Genomic DNA, 19,007 nt, shown 5'->3' with positions numbered 1-19,007 from the left:
GCGTGGGTTCTTCGGGTACGTTTCATTGCTTTCTTTCTCTGCTTTCTGCCGCCTATCGGCTGCAAGGTTAAGCAAGAATATCACTTAAAACACTGTCCAGTTTTCCGGGTCCACCTCTGGTGACTAAGTTCAGCAAGTGTTTCTTGTGACCATTTGCGAGAGTTTCTAGTCATTAATACTAGCAACCCAAATTCAATTGGAGTTAGTAGGCGTGGGGGATTTTTATTAGTCTCAATCATTTTAACTCTCCTTGTTTGAAAAAACGTTGAGCTATTATGAAACCATCAAGAGTTTACAAACACGACAGCAACCTGACAAATACACGACATGATTCTTTGAAAAAATGAAATATGGATTTATTAGGTTAATCCAGGCTTTTGGATACCCGCGGGTTTCATTTTTCGAATTCTTTGGTAAGTTTCTTCAGGTTTTGGAGCTTGGTCATCTAACAAAGACATCATATCGATCTCAAAAATAGAAACAGCGATTTGATGATTTCCATGATTGTGAACAATAGTGCGATGATGAGGCAATTTAAAGGGCGCTTTTGCAGCACTGCCGCCATACTCCCCCGTGTTCACTAAGAGAACATGTTGGTACATATGATAATGTAAGGCATCAATCATGTTATCAAAAGTTGTAATGTCGTTATTTAGTGCCACTACCAAATATGCATCAGATATATCTCGCAAATCTGCTGTTAACTTCATATCGGTAGCGTCATAGCAAACAGAACCAGACAATCTATATCCTCGATTTTTTTCAATCGGTAGAGAGTTCTTCAATTCTATAATTAGTTGATATGGTCTCCATGGTGAAATATGGCCTAGCTCATCGTTGGTCATATTTTCCTTACCTTGCCAACGTTTAATCCATCGAATACCCTTTTCTGGTGAGTGATTTGGTATCAACCATAAGGCGCGATTAATTAACTTACCTTCATGCTTATGGAAAACAATTCCAGCAAAAATTATCGCGTTAGTTGTGGCAGATAGCGCTTCCAGAAGGTCAATATCGCCCTGATGAACTGATAGTTCTGGAAATATAATCAGGTTAGCTTCCGTTTTTATTTTCTGTTTTTTAATTTCAGATTTAGGTTTTAAAACATCATCGGTTGCCTTAAGCTTTTTTAGAATAATGTTGCAAATATCAGATAAATGATTTCTGTGCGCAACTCTTATGTCTGGAGTATTTTGCTCAAAATCCTCTTTTAAACTCTCGTTTGTTGGCATCAATGTTTGAACATTTATCACTCTTAAATTGCCATTAAGAGGCGAAACTGTTTTGATTCTTTCTATGTAAAAGGCAGTATCGGATGCCACACCAAAAATTCTCTTTTGGTGATCTTCTCTGGATGAAAGTCCCTTGAGTAGGGTGTCGATATTAATTTCAGTTGGCCATTCATACTCCCAGTTTTCAATATCTAAACCTGGCCATTGCAGTAAATTAAATAACAACTCAGTTACCCAACTAGACATTGGTGCTGTTTCACCAACCAGAGCTTCTGGTGAATGCATCATCCCTGTGGTGCGCTTAAACCAGCAACTCTTAATTCCATAATAAACACTCTGATTTTGACGGAAGAGTGCTTTTTGCGCAGTAAAGTCGCAGTCACTAATAGCACATGCCCTTAACAGACAACCCAATTCATAAAGCTTATTCGATGCAACATTATTGCTTAACCATGTTGGTTTTTTATACCTTGTATCCTCAATTAAGTCGTGGACGTCATTTACATGGGATAAAGAGAGTTTGACCTTATGAGGATTCTGTACGCTAAACCAATCTTCGCATTTAATCATGAGCAAATGCGGTAACAACTTTACATCAGGATTTATTTTTATTGCATCAATTGATGCCTTTGCAAGAGCAATCAGAGCGTTTTCATGAATAAAAGGATTTGATGGCGACTTGATAACAGAGGCGAGATTAGCTTCGCTACTCCATATTGATAAGTCAGGTGGTAATGGAACAATTTCCATTCCATAACTTCTTCTAATTTGGTTATAAATGACCCTCCTATCATCATCAATTGCTAAATAAAGACGATTAAACAATTCTGAATCATTTTCTAGCAGTAGGATTAATGATTGTTTTTTTTGTAGCTCATCAAGGGTGGCGAGCCAATGTTTTATACAGTCTATTACCTTCTCTGACTGCGTTATCTGCCAAGCTACAGTGGCAGCAGGTAATACCTGACTGCTATCGCCATGAACTAACTCTCCATTTGAGATTTTCAAAACGTAGCTGAGTACTAAGTCATTTTCTGATTTTACAGAATATGCTTTCCCAACAAGAACAAGGCAAGCTTGTTGAGTTAAATACCAAGGGGTAGCGTGTGTTTCTAACAGAGACCTTGTTGCATTCTCTAACCAATCAAAATACTCAGCGAGTTTAATTGAGTCTGGGACGTCAATGTCAGTGATTTTTTTTAATTCAGTTGCTGAAAATCTGCAAATTTCTGCCAAACAATAATAAGCAATGTATCTTTCACGTATTGGCGTTTTATCACTGAGTTTGTTTATTAATGAAGTCCAAACTGTTTCAACTAATTCTTTATTAGGAAAAAGTTGGAGCCCTTTTTTTAATAAAAGAGTGAGCGCAGGGTTTCTTGACCAACTTGCAACAAATCTTCTTGCAACAGCTTCTTGAGCTGCATCTAAAGCCAACATTTCTTTCTGGTTTGTTAGCTTTCTTCGTGATTTAAAAAGCTTTGTCCAACGATTAGCTGCAAACCTCAATAAGGTGTCTTCACGCACTTCTAATTTAGGTTGGTGGATAATCGCTAAGGGGTGCTGAGCAATGTCCTCATTTAGATGAGGTGCCTCTGCACGGGTGAAAAGGTTGTCTAATGAACTCTCTGCAAATTCTAATGAATCCATATCAATCGGACCACTAGCGAGAGACTGTATCCCTTCCATTTGTTTTACAGTTTCGCCTTCTTCACCGTTCCATTTAATAATCTTCGTTTTATCAGGATTTAATATAATCCCTTTGGGTAGTAAGTCTTGCAGTTCATTTACAAGGTTCTTTTTAATTAACTCTTCAGCACTTTCTATTTTTTCTTTATCAATTGAAATGATCAGTCTAATGTCATCAACATATCGACAATAGTCATGAATTGAAATATCTAGGCCATGAGAACGCTTGAGTGCTTTACAGGCGTTATCAAACTTAATTAAGTAAACGTTGGCAAAAAAACCACTCGCAACCAACCCCTGAGGTAGACCTTCATCTTTTAAGGGTACTTTTAAGCAATCATTCAAGACAAATTCGGTTTTATGCCATTGCCAATTAAACGCGTCATTCACTACATTCCAGAACGCATCTGTTTCGCTTTTAGCCAACTTATAAAAATCATCAACTAATTCTCTTAGCTCCTTTAACAATTCATCACGATGGATAGAGTCATAAAAAGCAGACATGTCCAGTTGAACTTCATATACCTGTTGAGAGCCCTCAAAAATTTGATTCAACTCATCTATTAAATTAGCAGATTTTGCTGAACGAGTTAAAAATCTCTCGTAATCCTGAAAGTACTTGCTGTATGTTGTGCTATTTCCCCATCCAAAATTTGCCTTTGTTTTTTTATCGTCCCATTTGCAAAATAAACGATTCCCATAACTACTGACATTATCTCTATCAGATGTAGCACCTTGGATTGTCTCTACCGCGTCTGCGACACACATCATAATTGCAGTGGCAATGGTCTGATCTTTAATGTTTATATGCGCCAAAGGACGTAATGGCTCACTGCCAATGTCTTTATTGGGCTTCCACTCCCATTGACCTTTGATTTTTTTAAATGACCAAACATCTCCCTTTGGCGCTGGTACGAGACGCATTGGAGAAGGTTTGTATGTTTGCTTTTTTAACTCTTCTGACCAATTATGGATGTTTTCTTCTAAGTTAAAAGTCGAGGCATCAAGCTCTAGCGTATCTGCATACCAATTATGCGAGCGAATGTAGCTATGACTTTTTTTCCACGCTTGGGCTAAAACAACAGGGTCAGACAAATAATCCAAGGTCGGCTTAAGCTGTTTATATTTAGGGTTGACTAAACTCATAATCTAAGCCACCGCCTGCGCCACCAAAGCATCGGCAATGGTTTGTTGAACGCGGCTTTTGAGTTGGTCGCATAGCGCTATCAGTGCATCGACTTTGGCGACGATGCAGTGTTGCTCTTGGATTGATGCTATCAGAAAAGGAATATTGGATTTGTAATAGAGGATGTAATCGGCACGTTTGCGTTTGCCACGACTATGTAACTTGCCGCGCTCGATAATGCGGCCTTTGGTAAAACTCACCTCTTCACGGACTTGGGTTTGAATATCCCAACCCGCTTTTTGAATGGCGGGCGTGATGAATTTAGTACAGATGTCACGTTCAGTTAATTTCATATTGGTATCTGAAGAGTCTTATTCAATTTATTGTGGCGAAAAATGCATCTTACTTCATTGATAATGATTAATTGCAGGATTCTTAGCACTTCTTAGCTGTTTGGGTAATATGCTAACCAATAGAACTTGCAAGCCTCATCAGGCTAGTATGAAACTCAAGCGCGCTTGAAATATTTCTATATTTATGGAAATATAGTGCATGGATAAAAAAACAGCTGTTGCACAACTCGGCGCCATCGCTCAGGAAGCGCGCCTGGATATTTTCAGGTTGCTGGTGCAAGCCGGTACGCCAGGTCTGGCGGCAGGGGCCATTTCAGAAACACTCAATATCCCCAACAGTACGCTGTCATTTCATTTGAAAGAGTTGAGCCACGCGGGCTTGATTGCTGCGCGGCAGGAGAGCCGCTTTATTTATTACTCGGCGGATTATGCCGCGATGAATGGCTTGCTGGCCTACCTCACAGAAAACTGTTGTGCCGGAGACACCGCATGTTGCCCGGATAGCTATTGCTCGCCCCCACAGAAAGGCTAACACATGAAACGGATGCACTTACATATTGCGGTGGCGGATTTGCCGCAAAGTATCACTTTTTATTCCACGCTGTTTGGTGCGCCACCAACCGTGGCCAAGCCGGATTATGCAAAGTGGATGCTGGATGATCCACGTGTGAATTTTGCCATCAGTGCGCGCGGCGCTGTACCCGGCATGGACCATATCGGCATTCAGGCCGAGTCGGAAGCAGAGCTGGCGGAGATCAAGGCCAGGCTCGATCAGGCGGAGCTGGCAACACTGACTGAAGCAGGCACAGTGTGCTGCTATGCAAAGTCGGACAAGCACTGGGTGCAGGATCCTTCGGGGATTGCGTGGGAAACCTACCATACGCTGGAAAGCGCCCCCACTTTTAATGATAGCCAGACCAGCAGCGACGCCAGTCAGGCTTGTTGTGCACCAGCGCCACAAAAGGTGGCGTTTATTGCGCGCAGCAAACCGTAATACCGGCAGCTTTTGCATCGCCACTCTATTAGGGATTAAAAATGACCGCATCCAATACACAAGCAAGCCCTGCAAGCGCGGGCATCGGCACGTTTGAACGCAACCTGACCTGGTGGGTGCTGGGTTGCATCGTGGTGGGAGTTTTACTGGGCAAACTGTTTCCAGATGCCTTCCAATGGATAGGCGGCATCAAGGTGGCCGAGGTCAACCTGCCAGTGGCGGTGCTGATCTGGCTGATGATTATCCCGATGCTGCTGAAAATTGATTTTAGCGCCATGCGTGAAGTACTGGACCACAGTCGTGGCATCGGTGTGACGCTGTTGATTAACTGGGTAGTCAAACCGTTTTCCATGGCCTTGCTGGCATGGCTCTTCATACGCCACCTGTTTGCCAACTGGCTGCCTGCGGAGCAGATTGACAGCTATATCGCAGGCCTGATTTTGCTGGCCGCGGCGCCATGCACCGCCATGGTATTTGTGTGGAGCGGGCTGTGTGGCGGCGAGCCAAAATTCACCTTGTCGCAAGTGGCGATTAACGATGTGATCATGCTGTTTGCCTTTGCGCCACTGGTGGCTTTGCTACTGGGTTTATCAAGCATCACGGTGCCATGGGCCACCCTGTTTTTATCGGTCATGCTGTTTATTGTGGTGCCTGTCATCATCAGCCAGTTATTGCGCAAGCAACTGTTACGGCGCGGACAAGGGGCGCTGAACAGGCTGCTTAACACGGTGCAACCGCTCTCGCTCTCGGCTTTGTTGCTGACTCTGGTACTGCTATTTGCTTTTCAGGGCGAGCAAATTTTAGAACAGCCGGTGATTATCGGCTTGCTGGCAGTTCCGATCACCATTCAGGTTTATTTTAATGCGATGCTGGCTTACTGGCTGAATAAGAAACTCAAGGTGGCCCACTGTGTGGCCGGGCCTTCTGCCTTGATTGGTGCCTCCAATTTTTTTGAACTGGCGGTCGCCACCGCCATTGCCCTGTTTGGTTTTCATTCCGGCGCCGCACTGGCAACGGTGGTGGGCGTATTGATTGAAGTGCCGGTGATGCTCTCGGTGGTGTCTATCGTCAACCGCAGTCGCTCATGGTATGAAGCTTGATTGATGCAGAAAGTCATCCAATGAATATTTTATTTTTATGCACCGGCAACTCCTGTCGTTCTATTCTGGGCGAAGCCACCTTTAACCACCTGGCCCCGCAAGGCTGGCGCGCCATGAGCGCGGGCAGCAAACCGACTGGCTATGTGCACCCGCGCTCACTGGCCCTGCTGGCCAAAGAAGGGATTGCCAACGAAGGTTACTTCAGCAAGTCGTGGGATTCTTTGCCCGTCACGCCGGATATTGTGATTACAGTCTGTGGCAGCGCGGCGGGGGAAACCTGCCCGGCCTATCTGGGGCCGGTGATTCGCACCCACTGGGGCGTGGACGACCCGGCACATGCTACTGGCACAGAGGCGGAGATTGAAGCGGCTTTTTACACGGCTTACCGTATTTTACGCGCGCGTATTGAAGCTTTTCTGGCCCTGCCGCTGGCACAACTGGCGACTGACAAAACCGCCTTAAAAGCAGCGATGGACAAAATTGGGCAGGAGATTGTTAACGCTTAAGTGCATACCCCCGCGCCAGTTTTTGCGTGCATCAAAAAAGCCCCGACCGAGGCTTTTAATATAGCTTGCGTGAGCGCACGGCACGGGTCACGCCTTAAGCCAATTTGTCATCCGATACCCGATATTTCGGGTCTTCCAGCAGATTCACTTCTATCATGTCTTTTGCGTTTTCCAGCAGCTCCTGACAATCCTTACTCAGGTGCCTGAGCTGCAATTGCTTGCCTGCGGCCCGATATCTGGCCGCCAGACTATCCACAGCCACCAGCGCAGAATGGTCTACTACCCTGGCCTGTTTAAAATCAATCACCACTTGCTGGGGATCCTCAGCAATATTGAACAAGGCCTGAAAGTTGGCCACCGAGGCAAAAAACAGCGTGCCATTCAGGGTATAGACTTTCTTGCCGCGAGCGTCTGTTTCCGCCTGCACCGTCATCTGCCTGGCGTGATTCCAGGCAAACACCAGTGCCGACACGATCACCCCGGCTATCACGGCAATCGCCAGATCGGCCACGATGGTCACGCCCCCTACCAGCAAACCGACAAACACATCCTGCCTGGGCACTTTGCCAAACAGGTTCAGCGTGCCCCATTCAAAGGTTTTTTCAGCCACGACAAACATGACGCCGATTAATGCAGCCAAGGGAATCATCTCGATCCATTTGGAAGCAAACAGAATGAAAGAGAGCAGGAACAATGCAGTCGCAATGCCTGACAGCCGTTTTAACGCACCATTATTGATATTGATCATGCTCTGGCCGATCATGGCACAGCCGCCCATGCCGCCAAACAAGGCGGTGACCACATTGGCGGCTCCTTGTGCCATCGCCTCACGGTTTGGGCGGCCACGCGTTTCTGTCATTTCATCAATAAGGTTCAGGGTCAGCAAGGTTTCAATCAGGCCAACGGCGGCCAGAATCAGCGCATAGGGGAAGATGATGGTAAGCGTTTGCAGATTCCATGGCACGTCTGGCACATGAAAACTTGGTAGCCCGCCTGCAATAGACCCTAGATCACCCACAGTTTTGGTCTCGAACCCGCCATAAATCACCCCGAAGGTGACCACCATAATCGCAGCCAGGGTCGATGGAATAGCTTTGGTCAACTTGGGCAGCAGGTAAATAATGACCATGGTCAGCACAATCAGGCCCACCATGGTGTATAACGGCGGGCCAGTCATCCAGGTCACGGTTCCATCCGGGGCGGTGGTTTTAAAGTGGCCAAACTGCGCCAGAAAAATCACAATGGCCAAACCGTTGACAAAGCCCAGCATCACCGGATGCGGCACCATGCGGATAAACTTGCCCAGCCTGGCTACGGCAAACAGTATTTGCAGCAGGCCCATCAATACCACGGTGGCAAACAGATATTGCACACCATGCTGCACGACCAATGCCACCATCACCACTGCCAGGGCACCGGTTGCACCGGAAATCATGCCGGGGCGGCCGCCAAATGCAGAGGTGATCAATGAAACCATCACGGCAGCGTACAAGCCGGTGAGTGGCGAAACATGCGCAATCAAGGCAAAAGCAATGGCTTCCGGCACCATGGCGAGAGCCACGGTCAAGCCGCTGAGCAGGTTCACCTTGACCTCCTCCAATCGAGACAATCGCTGGGGGATGGATAACATAAACTCTCCAAAAAATGTTGCGGCACTTGCTTGGCTGCGCTGCCAATGGCATGGTCAAGTGCGTCAATGAGAAAATAGGAACAGGGGTGTCAAACGTGGGCAATGCTGGGTGCAGCATGCATAGCCCGGATGAAGAAAAATGCGCAATCGAAAATGACATGCATATACAACACATTGTATGTGCTAAATTATATTTTCTTTTCCCCTGCAAGTCCAGACACCGCTATGCGGAGATTAAACTGCACGGGTGCAGGATATGGAAAACTAGCCTACCTCACGCGCAGAGCGTCCTGGCATCGAGTGCGCGACAAAGGGCTCAAACTGCTCGATAGGGAGCGGTTTGGTAAAATAATAGCCTTGGAAAGTATGACAGCCCAACCATTTCAGTCGGTGTAACTGTGCCTCGGTTTCCACCCCTTCTGCCAGCACTTCAAGACGTAAACTTTGACCGAGCGAGACAATGGCCTTCACAATACTTTCGTGATCACTGCCCTGTAGCATGTCGCGGATAAAAGACTGGTCAATTTTAAGCTGGTCGAAGGGTAAGCGCTTCAGGTAAGACAGCGAAGAGTAGCCAGTCCCAAAGTCATCCAGCGAGAAACAGACACCGGTCTGCTTGAGCGCTGTCATTTTATCGATAATATCTTCTATATTGTCCACCAGCATACTCTCTGTCAGCTCAAGCTTTAATTTAGCCGGGTCTATGCCTGTGTCAGCCACCAATGCTTGCACCTGAGGGACAAAATCGGGTTGCAAACATTGCTTGGGACTGACGTTCACCGAAAGCACAAGGTGCTGGTATTGTGCGTGCTGTGCCCAGCGTAATAATTGATGGCAGGCCGCACGCATGACCCACTGGCCAATCTCCACAATCTGACCGGAGCTTTCGGCTACCGGGATAAACTCTCCTGGCATGATCAAGCCGTGCTCAGGATGTTGCCAGCGCACAAGCGCTTCTGCCCCGACAATACTGTGATGCTGATCGTACTGTGGCTGAAAATGCAGCAAGAATTGCGCATGCGCTATTGCTTGATGCAAGTCCGCTTCCAGCGCCACCCGTGCACGCAATTCGGTTTCCATGGAGGCATCAAAAAAGCGAAAGGTATTTCTGCCGGCTTCTTTTGCCTGATACATCGCCAGATCTGCGCGACGTAGCTGCTCCTCAACGCTGGTCGCCACGTGCGGGTCAACCATGGCAACCCCGATACTGGAGGTTGTGTAATGCTGATAATGCGCCAGATTAAATGGTTGCTTGAAGGCAGACAGGATTTTTTCACATACTTGTGCCGTTTTGTGGGCGGCCTGTTGCGGGTCCTTGCTTAACTTATCAAGGACCACCACGAACTCGTCTCCACCGAGACGGCTGACCGTATCCGTACGACGCACAGATTGCACAATGCGCTGGGCGACCTCGACCAGCAAGGCATCGCCGACATCATGACCATGGGTGTCATTCAGCGATTTAAAGTTATCAATATCTACAAATAACAAAGCTACGCCCGAGCGAGTACGGGCGGCACTGTCCAGATGCATTGCCAGCTTTTCCTGTAGCAACAACCGGTTGGGCAACCCGGTCATGGTATCGTAATAAGCCAGTTGTCGAATGTGCGCGTCGGCCCGCTTGCGCTCGGTGACATCACGCATCACAACGACCCAATGGGTATACCAGCCGCTTTTATCATGGAGGGGTAGCGCATCCATTTCAAGCCAGATTTGATCACCCTGGTGATTGTGGGTGATGATATCTGCTTTGACCGGCTGCATGTTTCGCAGCGCAAACTCTACGTTTTGCAGCACTTCCTGCTGGGATTTTGTCCCCTGAAAAATCTCAAATGGAGACAGACCCATGACATCTTTCAGAGGCTTACCGGTAATTCGATAAAATGCCTCATTCAAAAAAACCACTTTTTGATGCATGGGTTCGTTTAAAGGCGCCTCGGTAATCATAAAAATATCATTTAACCGGGAAATACCACTCTGCATCAAGTCAAGCTGCTCGTCCGAATGTTGACGCTCGATGGCCAGGCCAAGAATCTGTGCATAGCTTTCCACAAACTCAATTTCTGCTGCCGTTGGCACATAGGGCTCTCGACGGTAAATCGCCAACATGCCCAAATGATGCTGGCTATGTGAAACGATAGACGCCATCCAGTAAGCCTGCAAGCCATGAGCGAGGGCGGCACTTTGGCAGTGACTGGCCAGCGGATGCGCGCGGATATGCGCTACTACCAGGCGGCGCTGCTCAAATCCAACCGCATCGCGCCCATCCACCGTAATCCCATCGATGGCACGCAGATAATCTTCAGGCAACTGTGTGGAGGCCGAATGCAGCAACCGCTGACCATCCTTATCCAGCATAAAAGCGGCACAAATTGCATCAGGTAATTGGGCCTCTATCAATTGAACCGCGGCATTCAACACTTCGGACAAAGGAAGATTCGCCAGCATCATCGCCTGAATTCTGGCATGTCCCTGTTTAATCGCCTCTAGCTGTTTGCGCGCTGATATATCCTGAAAAGAACCCTGTAAACGGACAATGTTTCCATCCGCATCCCGTACAGCCCGGCCCATGGTGCGTACCCAGATGCGCCTGCCAGTGGCCGTCATTTTTTCCAGCTCCAGATCATACGGCGTGCCGTCTTGCAGGCACTGGATCACTGCGTTCTTGATCAGCGCCCGATATTCAGGCACAAACAATGCAATCCCCTCATCGACGGTCGGCGAGTAGCCTGCCGGCATTTCATGAATGGCAGCCACTTCATCTGACCAGCTGACCAGCTCCGTCCTGACATCCATGCTCCAGCCACCAATTTGCGCCACACTACCTGCAATTTTAAGCAGGCTTTCAGCCTGGGTACGCCTGTCTACCTCATTTTGCAAGGCACGCGTGCGATGCACGACCTGTCGACGAATTTGTATATTCCATAATACGCTCAGGCCCAGCACAACCAGCAGCGCCAATGAGCCTGCCAGCAGCCACTTCAGGGGAAACTTTCTGGCACCCTGATACATAAATCCGTCCAGAGCGTAATTGGCCGGAATAATGCCAAGATCGGCATAGGACTGGGCAATGGTTTCCCAACGCTCTTCATTCATGTGTCCGATGGTGACTACATCGGTGAGCACATAGGGAGCCATCAGCGAAGCCTCTTTTTGCAACAGTTGCTGATCAATGCCGCGCTGGGCGACACCCGGCATGGTCGCAATCTGTGCGCCCAGTTCCTTGCGATGATTGAGTGCATACATCCAGCCTCTTTTGGTTGCACGCAGAAACTTTTCTACCCGTGCAGGATGGTCTGCCAGCTCCTGATCAGTGGTGAACAGCACGTCGCCGTAAAAATCCACACCAAACGTCTGGTAACTGATCATCGAGGGGGTATAGCCCATTTTTTCAAGATGGATGGGCTCATCGATGGCATAAGCAGAAATCACATCGACTTTGCCTTCAATCAGGTCTTGCAAGCGCCAGCTATGGGGCACAACCGTCATATTGGCCACATCGAGATGCTGCTTTCTGAGCAAGGCACTGAATTGGGTGGCGCCCTGATCGTTCGACAGCATAATCCGCTTGCCAATCAAATCGGCTGGATACGCGATATTTTGCTCTTTGAGGCTTAGCAATACATAAGGGGAATGTTGAAAGATAGCCGCCAATGCAACCACCGGTTTGCCAGAAATACGAGACAACAAAATATCCGAATCGCCGACTCCATATTGGGTGTGGCCTGTCAACACTTCTTGTAAGGGAGGTTTGTTTGCGTGGCCTTCTACAATATGAACATCCAGTCCTTCATCTTTGTAGTAACCATTGAGCTGGGCAGCGTAATAGCCGGCAAACTGAAACTGGTGGCGCCACTTTAATTGCAGGCTGATACTTTCAGTTGCGCTCACTGTAGAAACCACGACACCAAGTGCGATGCATGCCAGATGTAGAAGGTAATGACAGAATTTGGGGTTCATTAAAAATCAGCCAACATAAACGCGGGAGAATCCATACAGCACAACGATGAAGCGGGGCATCACATCATCTGTCACAGATCAAATATCCTCATCTTTATACAGGATGCTGGCGCTTTCCAAAAGCAAAAACAGCCATGCGTTTTCACGCAAACTATGCGCTTTAACAACGAGCGTTAATGGTTAATAAGTATAAAAAACTTAATCTGTTTTTTGCGGTTTGAGAAAAGGTGCAATCATTACCATCAACAGTGAGACGCCAGCGAGCATTTGATAAGCCTGCACAAAATTTCCGCTTTCATCACGGATGACGCCCATCAGAAATGGCCCGCTTGCTGCAATCAAGTACCCGACGGTGAGCACAAAGGCATTCCAGCGATTGGCCTCATCCGGCGAATGGGTATAGTCCAAGGGTAGCGTCATTGCCAAAGCAAATGCACCGCCGAGGCCACAAGCAGACAATGGCACCCATACCCATGGCCATGCACCGGGGGTAGCGACCATGCCAACCAGCCCAATTGTTGAGAGCATGGCGCAGCCAAACAACCAGCCGCGACGGTCCAGCTTCTTACTCAGCATACCTACCAGCAGGCTGGCCAACATAAAAAAAACAGTGAAGCCGGCTAACACGGCCCCTGCCGCTGTCACAGAAATACCGGCTTCCTGATACATGTCCGCCGTCCAGGTCAATAGTGAGTAAAACAAAAAGTTGATGCAGGCAAAGTAAATCGCAAGCAGCCAGGCTTTGGCGTTACGCAGTGGCAAACCGACATGTCCAGCATTGATTGATCCGGCTGGCAATAAATGTGTCGGATGCAGCACTGAAAAAGGCTGTCGTATCACCACATACCAGATGACCATTGCACTCAACCCAAACAAAGCCCATACACCCACAGCCAACCGCCAGCCAGCCACTTGCAACAGCCAGCCGGTTAGTCCGGCAGACAAAGCGCTGCCCAATGAAAGTGCCGTTGCATAAATACCCATCATCAGTGCTGCCTGCCTGGCAAAACAGGCTTTGACAATGCCGGCAAACATGGCGCCAGCCACTGCAATACCACCTCCTACCCCGATGGTCGCCAGCATCAGTTGCAAGCTGTCAGTAGCAAAGGCACGCAAACCAGTGGACAGACAAAGCAGCAGCAAGGCTGACAGCAGCACGCGATGGACACCGAACCGTCTTACTAGCCAAGGGGTGGGCAAAGCCAGCGCCCCCATCAGCAAGTCGGGAATCGCGGTCAGTAAAGAGGCCACGGTATGGCTGAGGCTAAACGCCGCAATCATGCTAGGCATGGCTGGCCCCATAGATACAATGCCGGGCCGCAAATCTATCGCCACCAGAATGATGGCCATGACAAGCAGCCATTCGATACGAGAAAAGTGAGGAAAAATATGGCGTTTGCCTGCTACTTTAGTACCCATGACATGGCCCTGACTATCGATTCAAACCACCACTTTACCGAGTACCGGCCTACAGCAAAATACGCTATTTGTCTGATAGCCGATGCGCCAGCAATGATCGTCACTAACCTGCTGGTATGACTCGTGTAAAATAGCGAGATCTCCCTGCAACCTGGAAAATATAATCGTGAGCACTGCGTTAAAACTTGCCACCTGGAATGTCAATTCACTGACTGTGCGTTTACCCCATGTACTCGACTGGTTAAACAGCCAGCGGCCAGATGTGCTATGCCTGCAGGAAACCAAGCAGGAGGACAGCAAGTTCCCGTATGCAGCATTGGCTGAAGCCGGGTTTAATGCGGTGCATAATGGTCAGAAAACCTATAACGGGGTGGCCATCATCAGCCCGCATCCCATTGCGCAAGTCCAATTTGACATCCCAGGGTTTGTAGATGCGCAAAAGCGCATTGTAGCGGCCACCATAGGAGGCATTCGTGTGGTGTCGGCCTATGTGGTCAATGGCCAGTCCGTAGATTCCGACAAATACCAGTATAAGCTGCAATGGCTGGCAGCGCTGCAAGACTGGCTGGCAGCAGAGCTAAAACAGCACGACAGACTGGCGGTACTGGGCGATTACAATATAGCTCCGGATGACACTGACTGCCATGATCCAGCGGCGTGGGAAGGGCAGGTACTGGTCAGTCCGCCGGAGCGAGAAGCCTTTCAGCGCCTGCTGGATTTGGGATTCCATGACAGCTTCAGGCTATTTAACAAAGAAGCCGGGCAGTTTAGCTGGTGGGATTACCGGATGGCGGCATTCCGTCGAAACATGGGGATGCGCATAGACCATATATTGGTCAGTGAAGCGTTGAGATCGCACTGCCTTGACTGCATCATAGACAAAGCACCACGTAAACTGGAGCGCCCCAGTGACCACACTCCAGTGATGCTGACACTGGGCATATGATTGCAATCAGCATCACTGGCATGCATCGCCTGCCATATAAAAATATGGTTTTTATCGGGTAATCATACAGTAGGCATCACAAACTTGATGCCTTGCAACACTTCTAGAATTTTAGACTTGAGTTGAGCGGTCAATTGCGCCTTGATTTCTTCCATGTGCGTTGCCACCAGCGCATTGATCTTATCTTCCAATGCCTTTTCCACAGCCGGCAAATCTGCTGTGAACTGATACTTGAACTCTGCAGTTTGCTTGGCAGCAAATTCGGAAAAAGCTTTTTCAAGTGACTGACGATATTCCAATGTCAGGTTGGACTCAACCACTTCGTGCTCGGTTGCCAGCTTATGCTGACTTTCGTCTTGCAGCTGTTTGACATACACCTCCAGCGATTGCTGCAATTCTTCTGACAGCTGCTGGCGTTTTTCAGCAAAACTTTCGTGTTGTACGGCCAGCAATCCTGATAGCGTTTCTTCAACGGCCTGCACTTGCTGCTTGCCAACATTGGTCATCGCTTCACGAAAAGCTTGCTCAATCGACTGTATGCTGTCACCAATTTGTGCACGGGCTTCTGTAATTAACGATTGCTGAATCAATTGCGCATAATCAGTAAACGTGCGCTGCTCAGCTTCGGCATGCCTGGTTAACATGGCCTCAAGTGGTTGCTGTAAGGATTGCTCCTGGCTCTGCACCTGTGATTGCATATGTGCACTGACCTCATGCTGCATGTGCTCGGCAAGCTCATTGCGCAACGCTGCGCTTAATTCTGGCAACAATGCCTGCTTGACCTGCGCAACCAGCTCCGCCATATCGACTGCGGCAGGCACATTGTTTTTAGATACTTTCTTGGTCAATACCGGAATATCGGTGTTATCCACGCGTGGCTCTCCTTGTTGCATTATGCAGGCGGCGCTTTGATATGTTGAATGTCATAGCCGCGATCACGATAGAACGCATAGCGTTGCCTGCCTGCCGCCTTTTCTGCGGCATCAGATCCAATAATCTCAAACAGATGGCGAAAGCGGCTGAAAAATGTCGGTTGCTCAGGCTGGCAGTTAAACAGCAGGTCATCCTGCTGGATCTGCGCAGGCTGCCATGCAAACAGCAGCGGCGTGTAAGCTGCATGACTGTCATCCGCCAATGCATTGGGCATAAATGATGGGCCGGGCTGCTGCCATAAAGCATCCGCCAGCGTGCTTGCATGTAACTGATCTCGCACATACACAGTCACTCGGCGCTGACGCGTCAGCGCCTGTTCAGCCAGATGCCTGATCAATACAATCGGATCGGCGACATCCGTATAAAACCGAATCTTGGTCATCGCATGGGTCCAGTCAATTTACAGCCTTGGAGCACATCAGTCACTTACACACCGGCTTCTTGCAGCAGATAGGTCACCAGCAAGGGCACCGGACGCCCGGTACCGCCCTTTTCCTTACCTGATTTCCAGGCAGTACCGGCGATGTCCAGATGCGCCCAGTCGTACTTTTTGGCAAAACGCGATAGAAAACAAGCTGCGGTAATGCTGCCACCAGCGCGGCCACCAATGTTGGCAATATCAGCAAAATTGCTGTCCAGCTGACTTTGATAATCGTCCCACAATGGCATTTGCCATGCGCGGTCATGCGATTTTTCACCCGCGGCCAGCAAGGCTTTGGCCAGCCCTTCGTTGTTGGCAAACAGGCCGCTTGGATGATGGCCCAACGCAATCACACACGCACCGGTCAAGGTGGCAATATCAATCACGGCGGCGGGTTCAAACCGCTCGGCATAAGTCAGCGCATCACACAAAACAAGACGCCCCTCGGCATCGGTATTCAACACTTCTATGGTCTGGCCTGACATACTGGTCAGCACATCTCCCGGCTTGGTAGCACGACCACTCGGCATGTTCTCACAGGTCGGGATCAGCCCGACCACATTGAACGGTAAATCCAGTTCACCAATCGCTTTAAACACACCAAGCACGGCCGCTGCGCCGCACATGTCATATTTCATTTCATCCATGTCAGCACCCGGCTTGAGCGAAATACCACCGGTATCAAACGTAATGCCTTTACCTACCAGCACCACCGGCTTCTGCGATTTTCTGCCTTTATGATGTTGCAAGACAATAAAGCGAGGAGGCTCTTCGCTGCCACGCGTCACACCGAGGAAAGAGCCCATTTTTAATTTTTCAATGTCCGGCTGCTCCAGCACTTCGACCTTGAAACCATAGTCTTTGGCGAGCTTTTCGGCCTGCTTGCCCAGATAGACCGGGGTGCAAATATTTGGCGGTAAATTGCCCAAATCTTTGGCCAGCGCAACCCCTTTGCCCAACCCCTCACCTTGCTTAAGGCCGGATTCGGCTGCAGCAACCTCTGCTTTTTCAACCAGTAAAATCACCTGCTTGAGTGGATGCGGGTCCGCCTTCTTTTCTTTGACTGCATTCACCTGATAAGTGGCATCGAGTGCCACCTCTGCCAATGCAGAGACTGTTTGCTGCACCGCAAATTTTTTGATAGTCAGGCTGGCAAAATCTGTTGCAACGGATTCAACACCGGCTGGCAACGCCTTGAGTGCGGCACGAAAAGCCTTGCGCAACACCGGCGCACTGAACTCGTCCGCTTTACCCAAACCTACCAGCATGACACGTGCAGCACTCACTCCCGCCAATTGCCGTAGTAACAAAGTGCCACCTGCCTTGCCTTCCAGATCGCCAGACTTCAATGCCGCCGAAATCGCTTTTTCGGAAATACTGTCGATCACTTTGGCAGCTTCCGTCAGCTTTTTACCTTCAAAAACACCCACAATCAAACAATCAGTACGCAATTTTTCCGGGCTACCGTTTTTTATGCTAAATTCCATCTTTGTCCTTTTATATTCAGCCTTGCAGGTTGAGCAATAATTCTATTATCTAGTGTTTTGAGCCGATTTCAAAGCGGTGCGTTCAAATTGAAAATTTTCAAACGTGCATTGTCCATGGAGCTGATGACCTCAGCTTCAGCCATTTTTCTGATTATCCTCGGGATCGTTGTCGCACAACGTGCGGGCAATATTGTGCGCCAAGTTTCTAAAGGCATTTTGCCAAATGATGCGATTGGCACCATCCTTACGTTCAGCCTGATCAAGCTGATGCCGATGATTCTGTCACTGGCTATCTTTTTATCAGTATTACTGACATTGACACGTTGGCATCGCGATTCTGAAATGGTGATCTGGTTCAGCGCAGGCCTGAGTCTGAAACAATGGCTATGGCCGATACTGCGTCTGGTGACGCCTGTCATTTTAATCATCACCCTGCTCAGCCTGTATGTCATGCCCTGGGCCACCGACAAAGCCGAAGCTTACCGGGAACAATTAAAAAAACGGGATGAGCTGGCATCCATCAGTCCTGGTACATTTAAAGAATCCAGCAATGGAGAACGTATTTACTTTGTAGAAAGTTTTGACAAACTGGGCTATGAAGTGAAGAACATTTTCGCCCAAACCAGGCAAGACAATAAAACCGGCATTATTACGGCCAACCGCGGCAGTCGATATCAAGCTGAAAACGGTGATCACTTTTTGGTACTGCACCACGGCCAACGTTACGAAACGCAGCCTAATGTGCTTGAAATCTCCACCACCGAATTTGAACGGTACGAGATTCGCATTGAAACCAAAGAATCGGCGCCGGAGCCCATTACCACCCAGGCCAAGTCGACTTATGATTTACTGACAGATCCGTCACAAGCTGACCATGCCGAATTTCAATGGCGGCTGGCCATTCCAATTTCTGCAACCATTCTGGTACTGATGGCGATTCCGCTCAGCTTCGTCAATCCGCGCGCTGGACGCTCACTCAATATCATGAGTGCCCTGCTCATTTTTATTGTATATAACAACATTCTAAGTATTTTTCAGGCTTGGCTCTCTCAGGGAAAAATCAATCCGTGGATAGGCTTGTGGCCAGTGCACGGCTGCTTTGTACTACTGACCGTTTATTTGTATTACAGACGGCAACATTTGCAGCCATTGGTGCCGCAACTGTTTAACCGTTTTTTTCGCAAGCCTTAAGCCCAGACCAAGAATCAAAT

Annotated in this window: 13 protein-coding genes and 1 pseudogene; 6 read left to right on the top strand and 8 right to left on the bottom strand. The window is 48.5% G+C overall.

The features are described from left to right. Nucleotides 1–359: 359 nt before the first annotated feature. Nucleotides 360–4,067 carry an RNA-directed DNA polymerase gene (locus Q9291_RS04325; protein WP_306388800.1) on the bottom strand — a complete coding sequence of 1,236 codons (3,708 nt, stop codon included), beginning with the start codon at nucleotides 4,065–4,067 and terminating at the stop codon, nucleotides 360–362. 114 nt (nucleotides 4,068–4,181) lie between these two features. Next, nucleotides 4,182–4,400 (bottom strand): annotated as a pseudogene (locus tag Q9291_RS04320) (hypothetical protein); the annotation flags it as partial. Between the two features lie 199 nt (nucleotides 4,401–4,599). Here Q9291_RS04320 and Q9291_RS04315 point away from each other — a divergent pair. The 4 genes from Q9291_RS04315 to Q9291_RS04300 are packed head-to-tail and all read left to right on the top strand — an operon-like array spanning nucleotide 4,600 to nucleotide 7,000. Next, nucleotides 4,600–4,932 (top strand): ArsR/SmtB family transcription factor, encoded by a 333-nt coding sequence (locus tag Q9291_RS04315; RefSeq protein ID WP_306388798.1) that lies wholly within the window; start codon nucleotides 4,600–4,602, stop codon nucleotides 4,930–4,932. Nucleotides 4,933–4,935: 3 nt separating this feature from the next. Next, the gene (locus Q9291_RS04310) at nucleotides 4,936–5,394 is read left to right on the top strand and encodes an ArsI/CadI family heavy metal resistance metalloenzyme (protein ID WP_306388797.1); all 459 of its coding nucleotides are present in this window, start codon (nucleotides 4,936–4,938) and stop codon (nucleotides 5,392–5,394) included. Between the two features lie 41 nt (nucleotides 5,395–5,435). Next, nucleotides 5,436–6,494, top strand: a complete 1,059-nt coding sequence (arsB, locus tag Q9291_RS04305) for an ACR3 family arsenite efflux transporter (RefSeq protein WP_306388796.1) — start codon at nucleotides 5,436–5,438, stop codon at nucleotides 6,492–6,494. Between the two features lie 20 nt (nucleotides 6,495–6,514). After that, the gene (locus Q9291_RS04300) at nucleotides 6,515–7,000 is read left to right on the top strand and encodes an arsenate reductase ArsC (protein ID WP_306388795.1); all 486 of its coding nucleotides are present in this window, start codon (nucleotides 6,515–6,517) and stop codon (nucleotides 6,998–7,000) included. 94 nt (nucleotides 7,001–7,094) lie between these two features. On the opposite strand, the gene Q9291_RS04295 is transcribed toward Q9291_RS04300, so the two are convergent. From Q9291_RS04295 to Q9291_RS04285, 3 genes are all read right to left on the bottom strand, one after another. After that, a complete protein-coding gene (locus Q9291_RS04295) occupies nucleotides 7,095–8,630 on the bottom strand; it encodes a SulP family inorganic anion transporter (protein WP_306388794.1) in 1,536 nt (511 codons plus the stop codon). A 264-nt stretch (nucleotides 8,631–8,894) separates the two neighbouring features. Then, nucleotides 8,895–12,590, bottom strand: coding sequence for an EAL domain-containing protein (locus tag Q9291_RS04290; RefSeq protein WP_306388793.1), 3,696 nt, complete (start codon nucleotides 12,588–12,590; stop codon nucleotides 8,895–8,897). Nucleotides 12,591–12,788: 198 nt separating this feature from the next. Continuing rightward, nucleotides 12,789–14,009: an MFS transporter gene (locus Q9291_RS04285; RefSeq protein WP_306388792.1), complete on the bottom strand. Its 1,221-nt coding sequence runs from the start codon at nucleotides 14,007–14,009 to the stop codon at nucleotides 12,789–12,791. A 166-nt stretch (nucleotides 14,010–14,175) separates the two neighbouring features. Here Q9291_RS04285 and xth point away from each other — a divergent pair, with 166 nt between their 5' ends. After that, a complete protein-coding gene (gene xth / locus Q9291_RS04280) occupies nucleotides 14,176–14,955 on the top strand; it encodes an exodeoxyribonuclease III (RefSeq protein ID WP_306388791.1) in 780 nt (259 codons plus the stop codon). Between the two features lie 62 nt (nucleotides 14,956–15,017). Here the strand turns inward: xth and Q9291_RS04275 are convergent, their stop codons facing one another. From Q9291_RS04275 to Q9291_RS04265, 3 genes are read right to left on the bottom strand one after another with little or no spacing between them, the layout of a single operon-like run. Next, nucleotides 15,018–15,827 (bottom strand): hypothetical protein, encoded by an 810-nt coding sequence (locus Q9291_RS04275; protein ID WP_306388790.1) that lies wholly within the window; start codon nucleotides 15,825–15,827, stop codon nucleotides 15,018–15,020. Nucleotides 15,828–15,847: 20 nt separating this feature from the next. Continuing rightward, nucleotides 15,848–16,270: a DNA polymerase III subunit chi gene (locus tag Q9291_RS04270; protein WP_306388788.1), complete on the bottom strand. Its 423-nt coding sequence runs from the start codon at nucleotides 16,268–16,270 to the stop codon at nucleotides 15,848–15,850. Nucleotides 16,271–16,314: 44 nt separating this feature from the next. Next, a complete protein-coding gene (locus tag Q9291_RS04265) occupies nucleotides 16,315–17,796 on the bottom strand; it encodes a leucyl aminopeptidase (RefSeq protein WP_306388786.1) in 1,482 nt (493 codons plus the stop codon). An 87-nt stretch (nucleotides 17,797–17,883) separates the two neighbouring features. Here Q9291_RS04265 and lptF point away from each other — a divergent pair, with 87 nt between their 5' ends. Beyond that, nucleotides 17,884–18,987, top strand: coding sequence for an LPS export ABC transporter permease LptF (gene lptF, locus Q9291_RS04260; protein ID WP_306388784.1), 1,104 nt, complete (start codon nucleotides 17,884–17,886; stop codon nucleotides 18,985–18,987). Nucleotides 18,988–19,007: the final 20 nt, after the last annotated feature.

Origin of the sequence: Methylophilus aquaticus, from assembly GCF_030769565.1 — a bacterium.
GTDB classification, from domain to species: domain Bacteria; phylum Pseudomonadota; class Gammaproteobacteria; order Burkholderiales; family Methylophilaceae; genus Methylophilus; species Methylophilus aquaticus.
The sequence above is the reverse complement of the archived record's forward strand: the minus strand, read 5'-3'. Positions and strand labels throughout refer to the sequence as shown.

Bases quoted from the DNA above. Each gene is read 5' to 3' on its own strand.
- Q9291_RS04325 (WP_306388800.1), bottom strand. From the start codon at position 4,067: ATGAGTTTAGTCAACCCTAAATATAAACAGCTTAAGCCGACCTTGGAT.
- Q9291_RS04270 (WP_306388788.1), bottom strand. From the start codon at position 16,270: ATGACCAAGATTCGGTTTTATACGGATGTCGCCGATCCGATTGTATTG.
- Q9291_RS04285 (WP_306388792.1), bottom strand. From the start codon at position 14,009: ATGGGTACTAAAGTAGCAGGCAAACGCCATATTTTTCCTCACTTTTCT.
- Q9291_RS04265 (WP_306388786.1), bottom strand. From the start codon at position 17,796: ATGGAATTTAGCATAAAAAACGGTAGCCCGGAAAAATTGCGTACTGAT.
- Q9291_RS04315 (WP_306388798.1), top strand. From the start codon at position 4,600: ATGGATAAAAAAACAGCTGTTGCACAACTCGGCGCCATCGCTCAGGAA.
- Q9291_RS04310 (WP_306388797.1), top strand. From the start codon at position 4,936: ATGAAACGGATGCACTTACATATTGCGGTGGCGGATTTGCCGCAAAGT.
- arsB (WP_306388796.1), top strand. From the start codon at position 5,436: ATGACCGCATCCAATACACAAGCAAGCCCTGCAAGCGCGGGCATCGGC.
- Q9291_RS04295 (WP_306388794.1), bottom strand. From the start codon at position 8,630: ATGTTATCCATCCCCCAGCGATTGTCTCGATTGGAGGAGGTCAAGGTG.
- Q9291_RS04300 (WP_306388795.1), top strand. From the start codon at position 6,515: ATGAATATTTTATTTTTATGCACCGGCAACTCCTGTCGTTCTATTCTG.
- Q9291_RS04290 (WP_306388793.1), bottom strand. From the start codon at position 12,590: ATGAACCCCAAATTCTGTCATTACCTTCTACATCTGGCATGCATCGCA.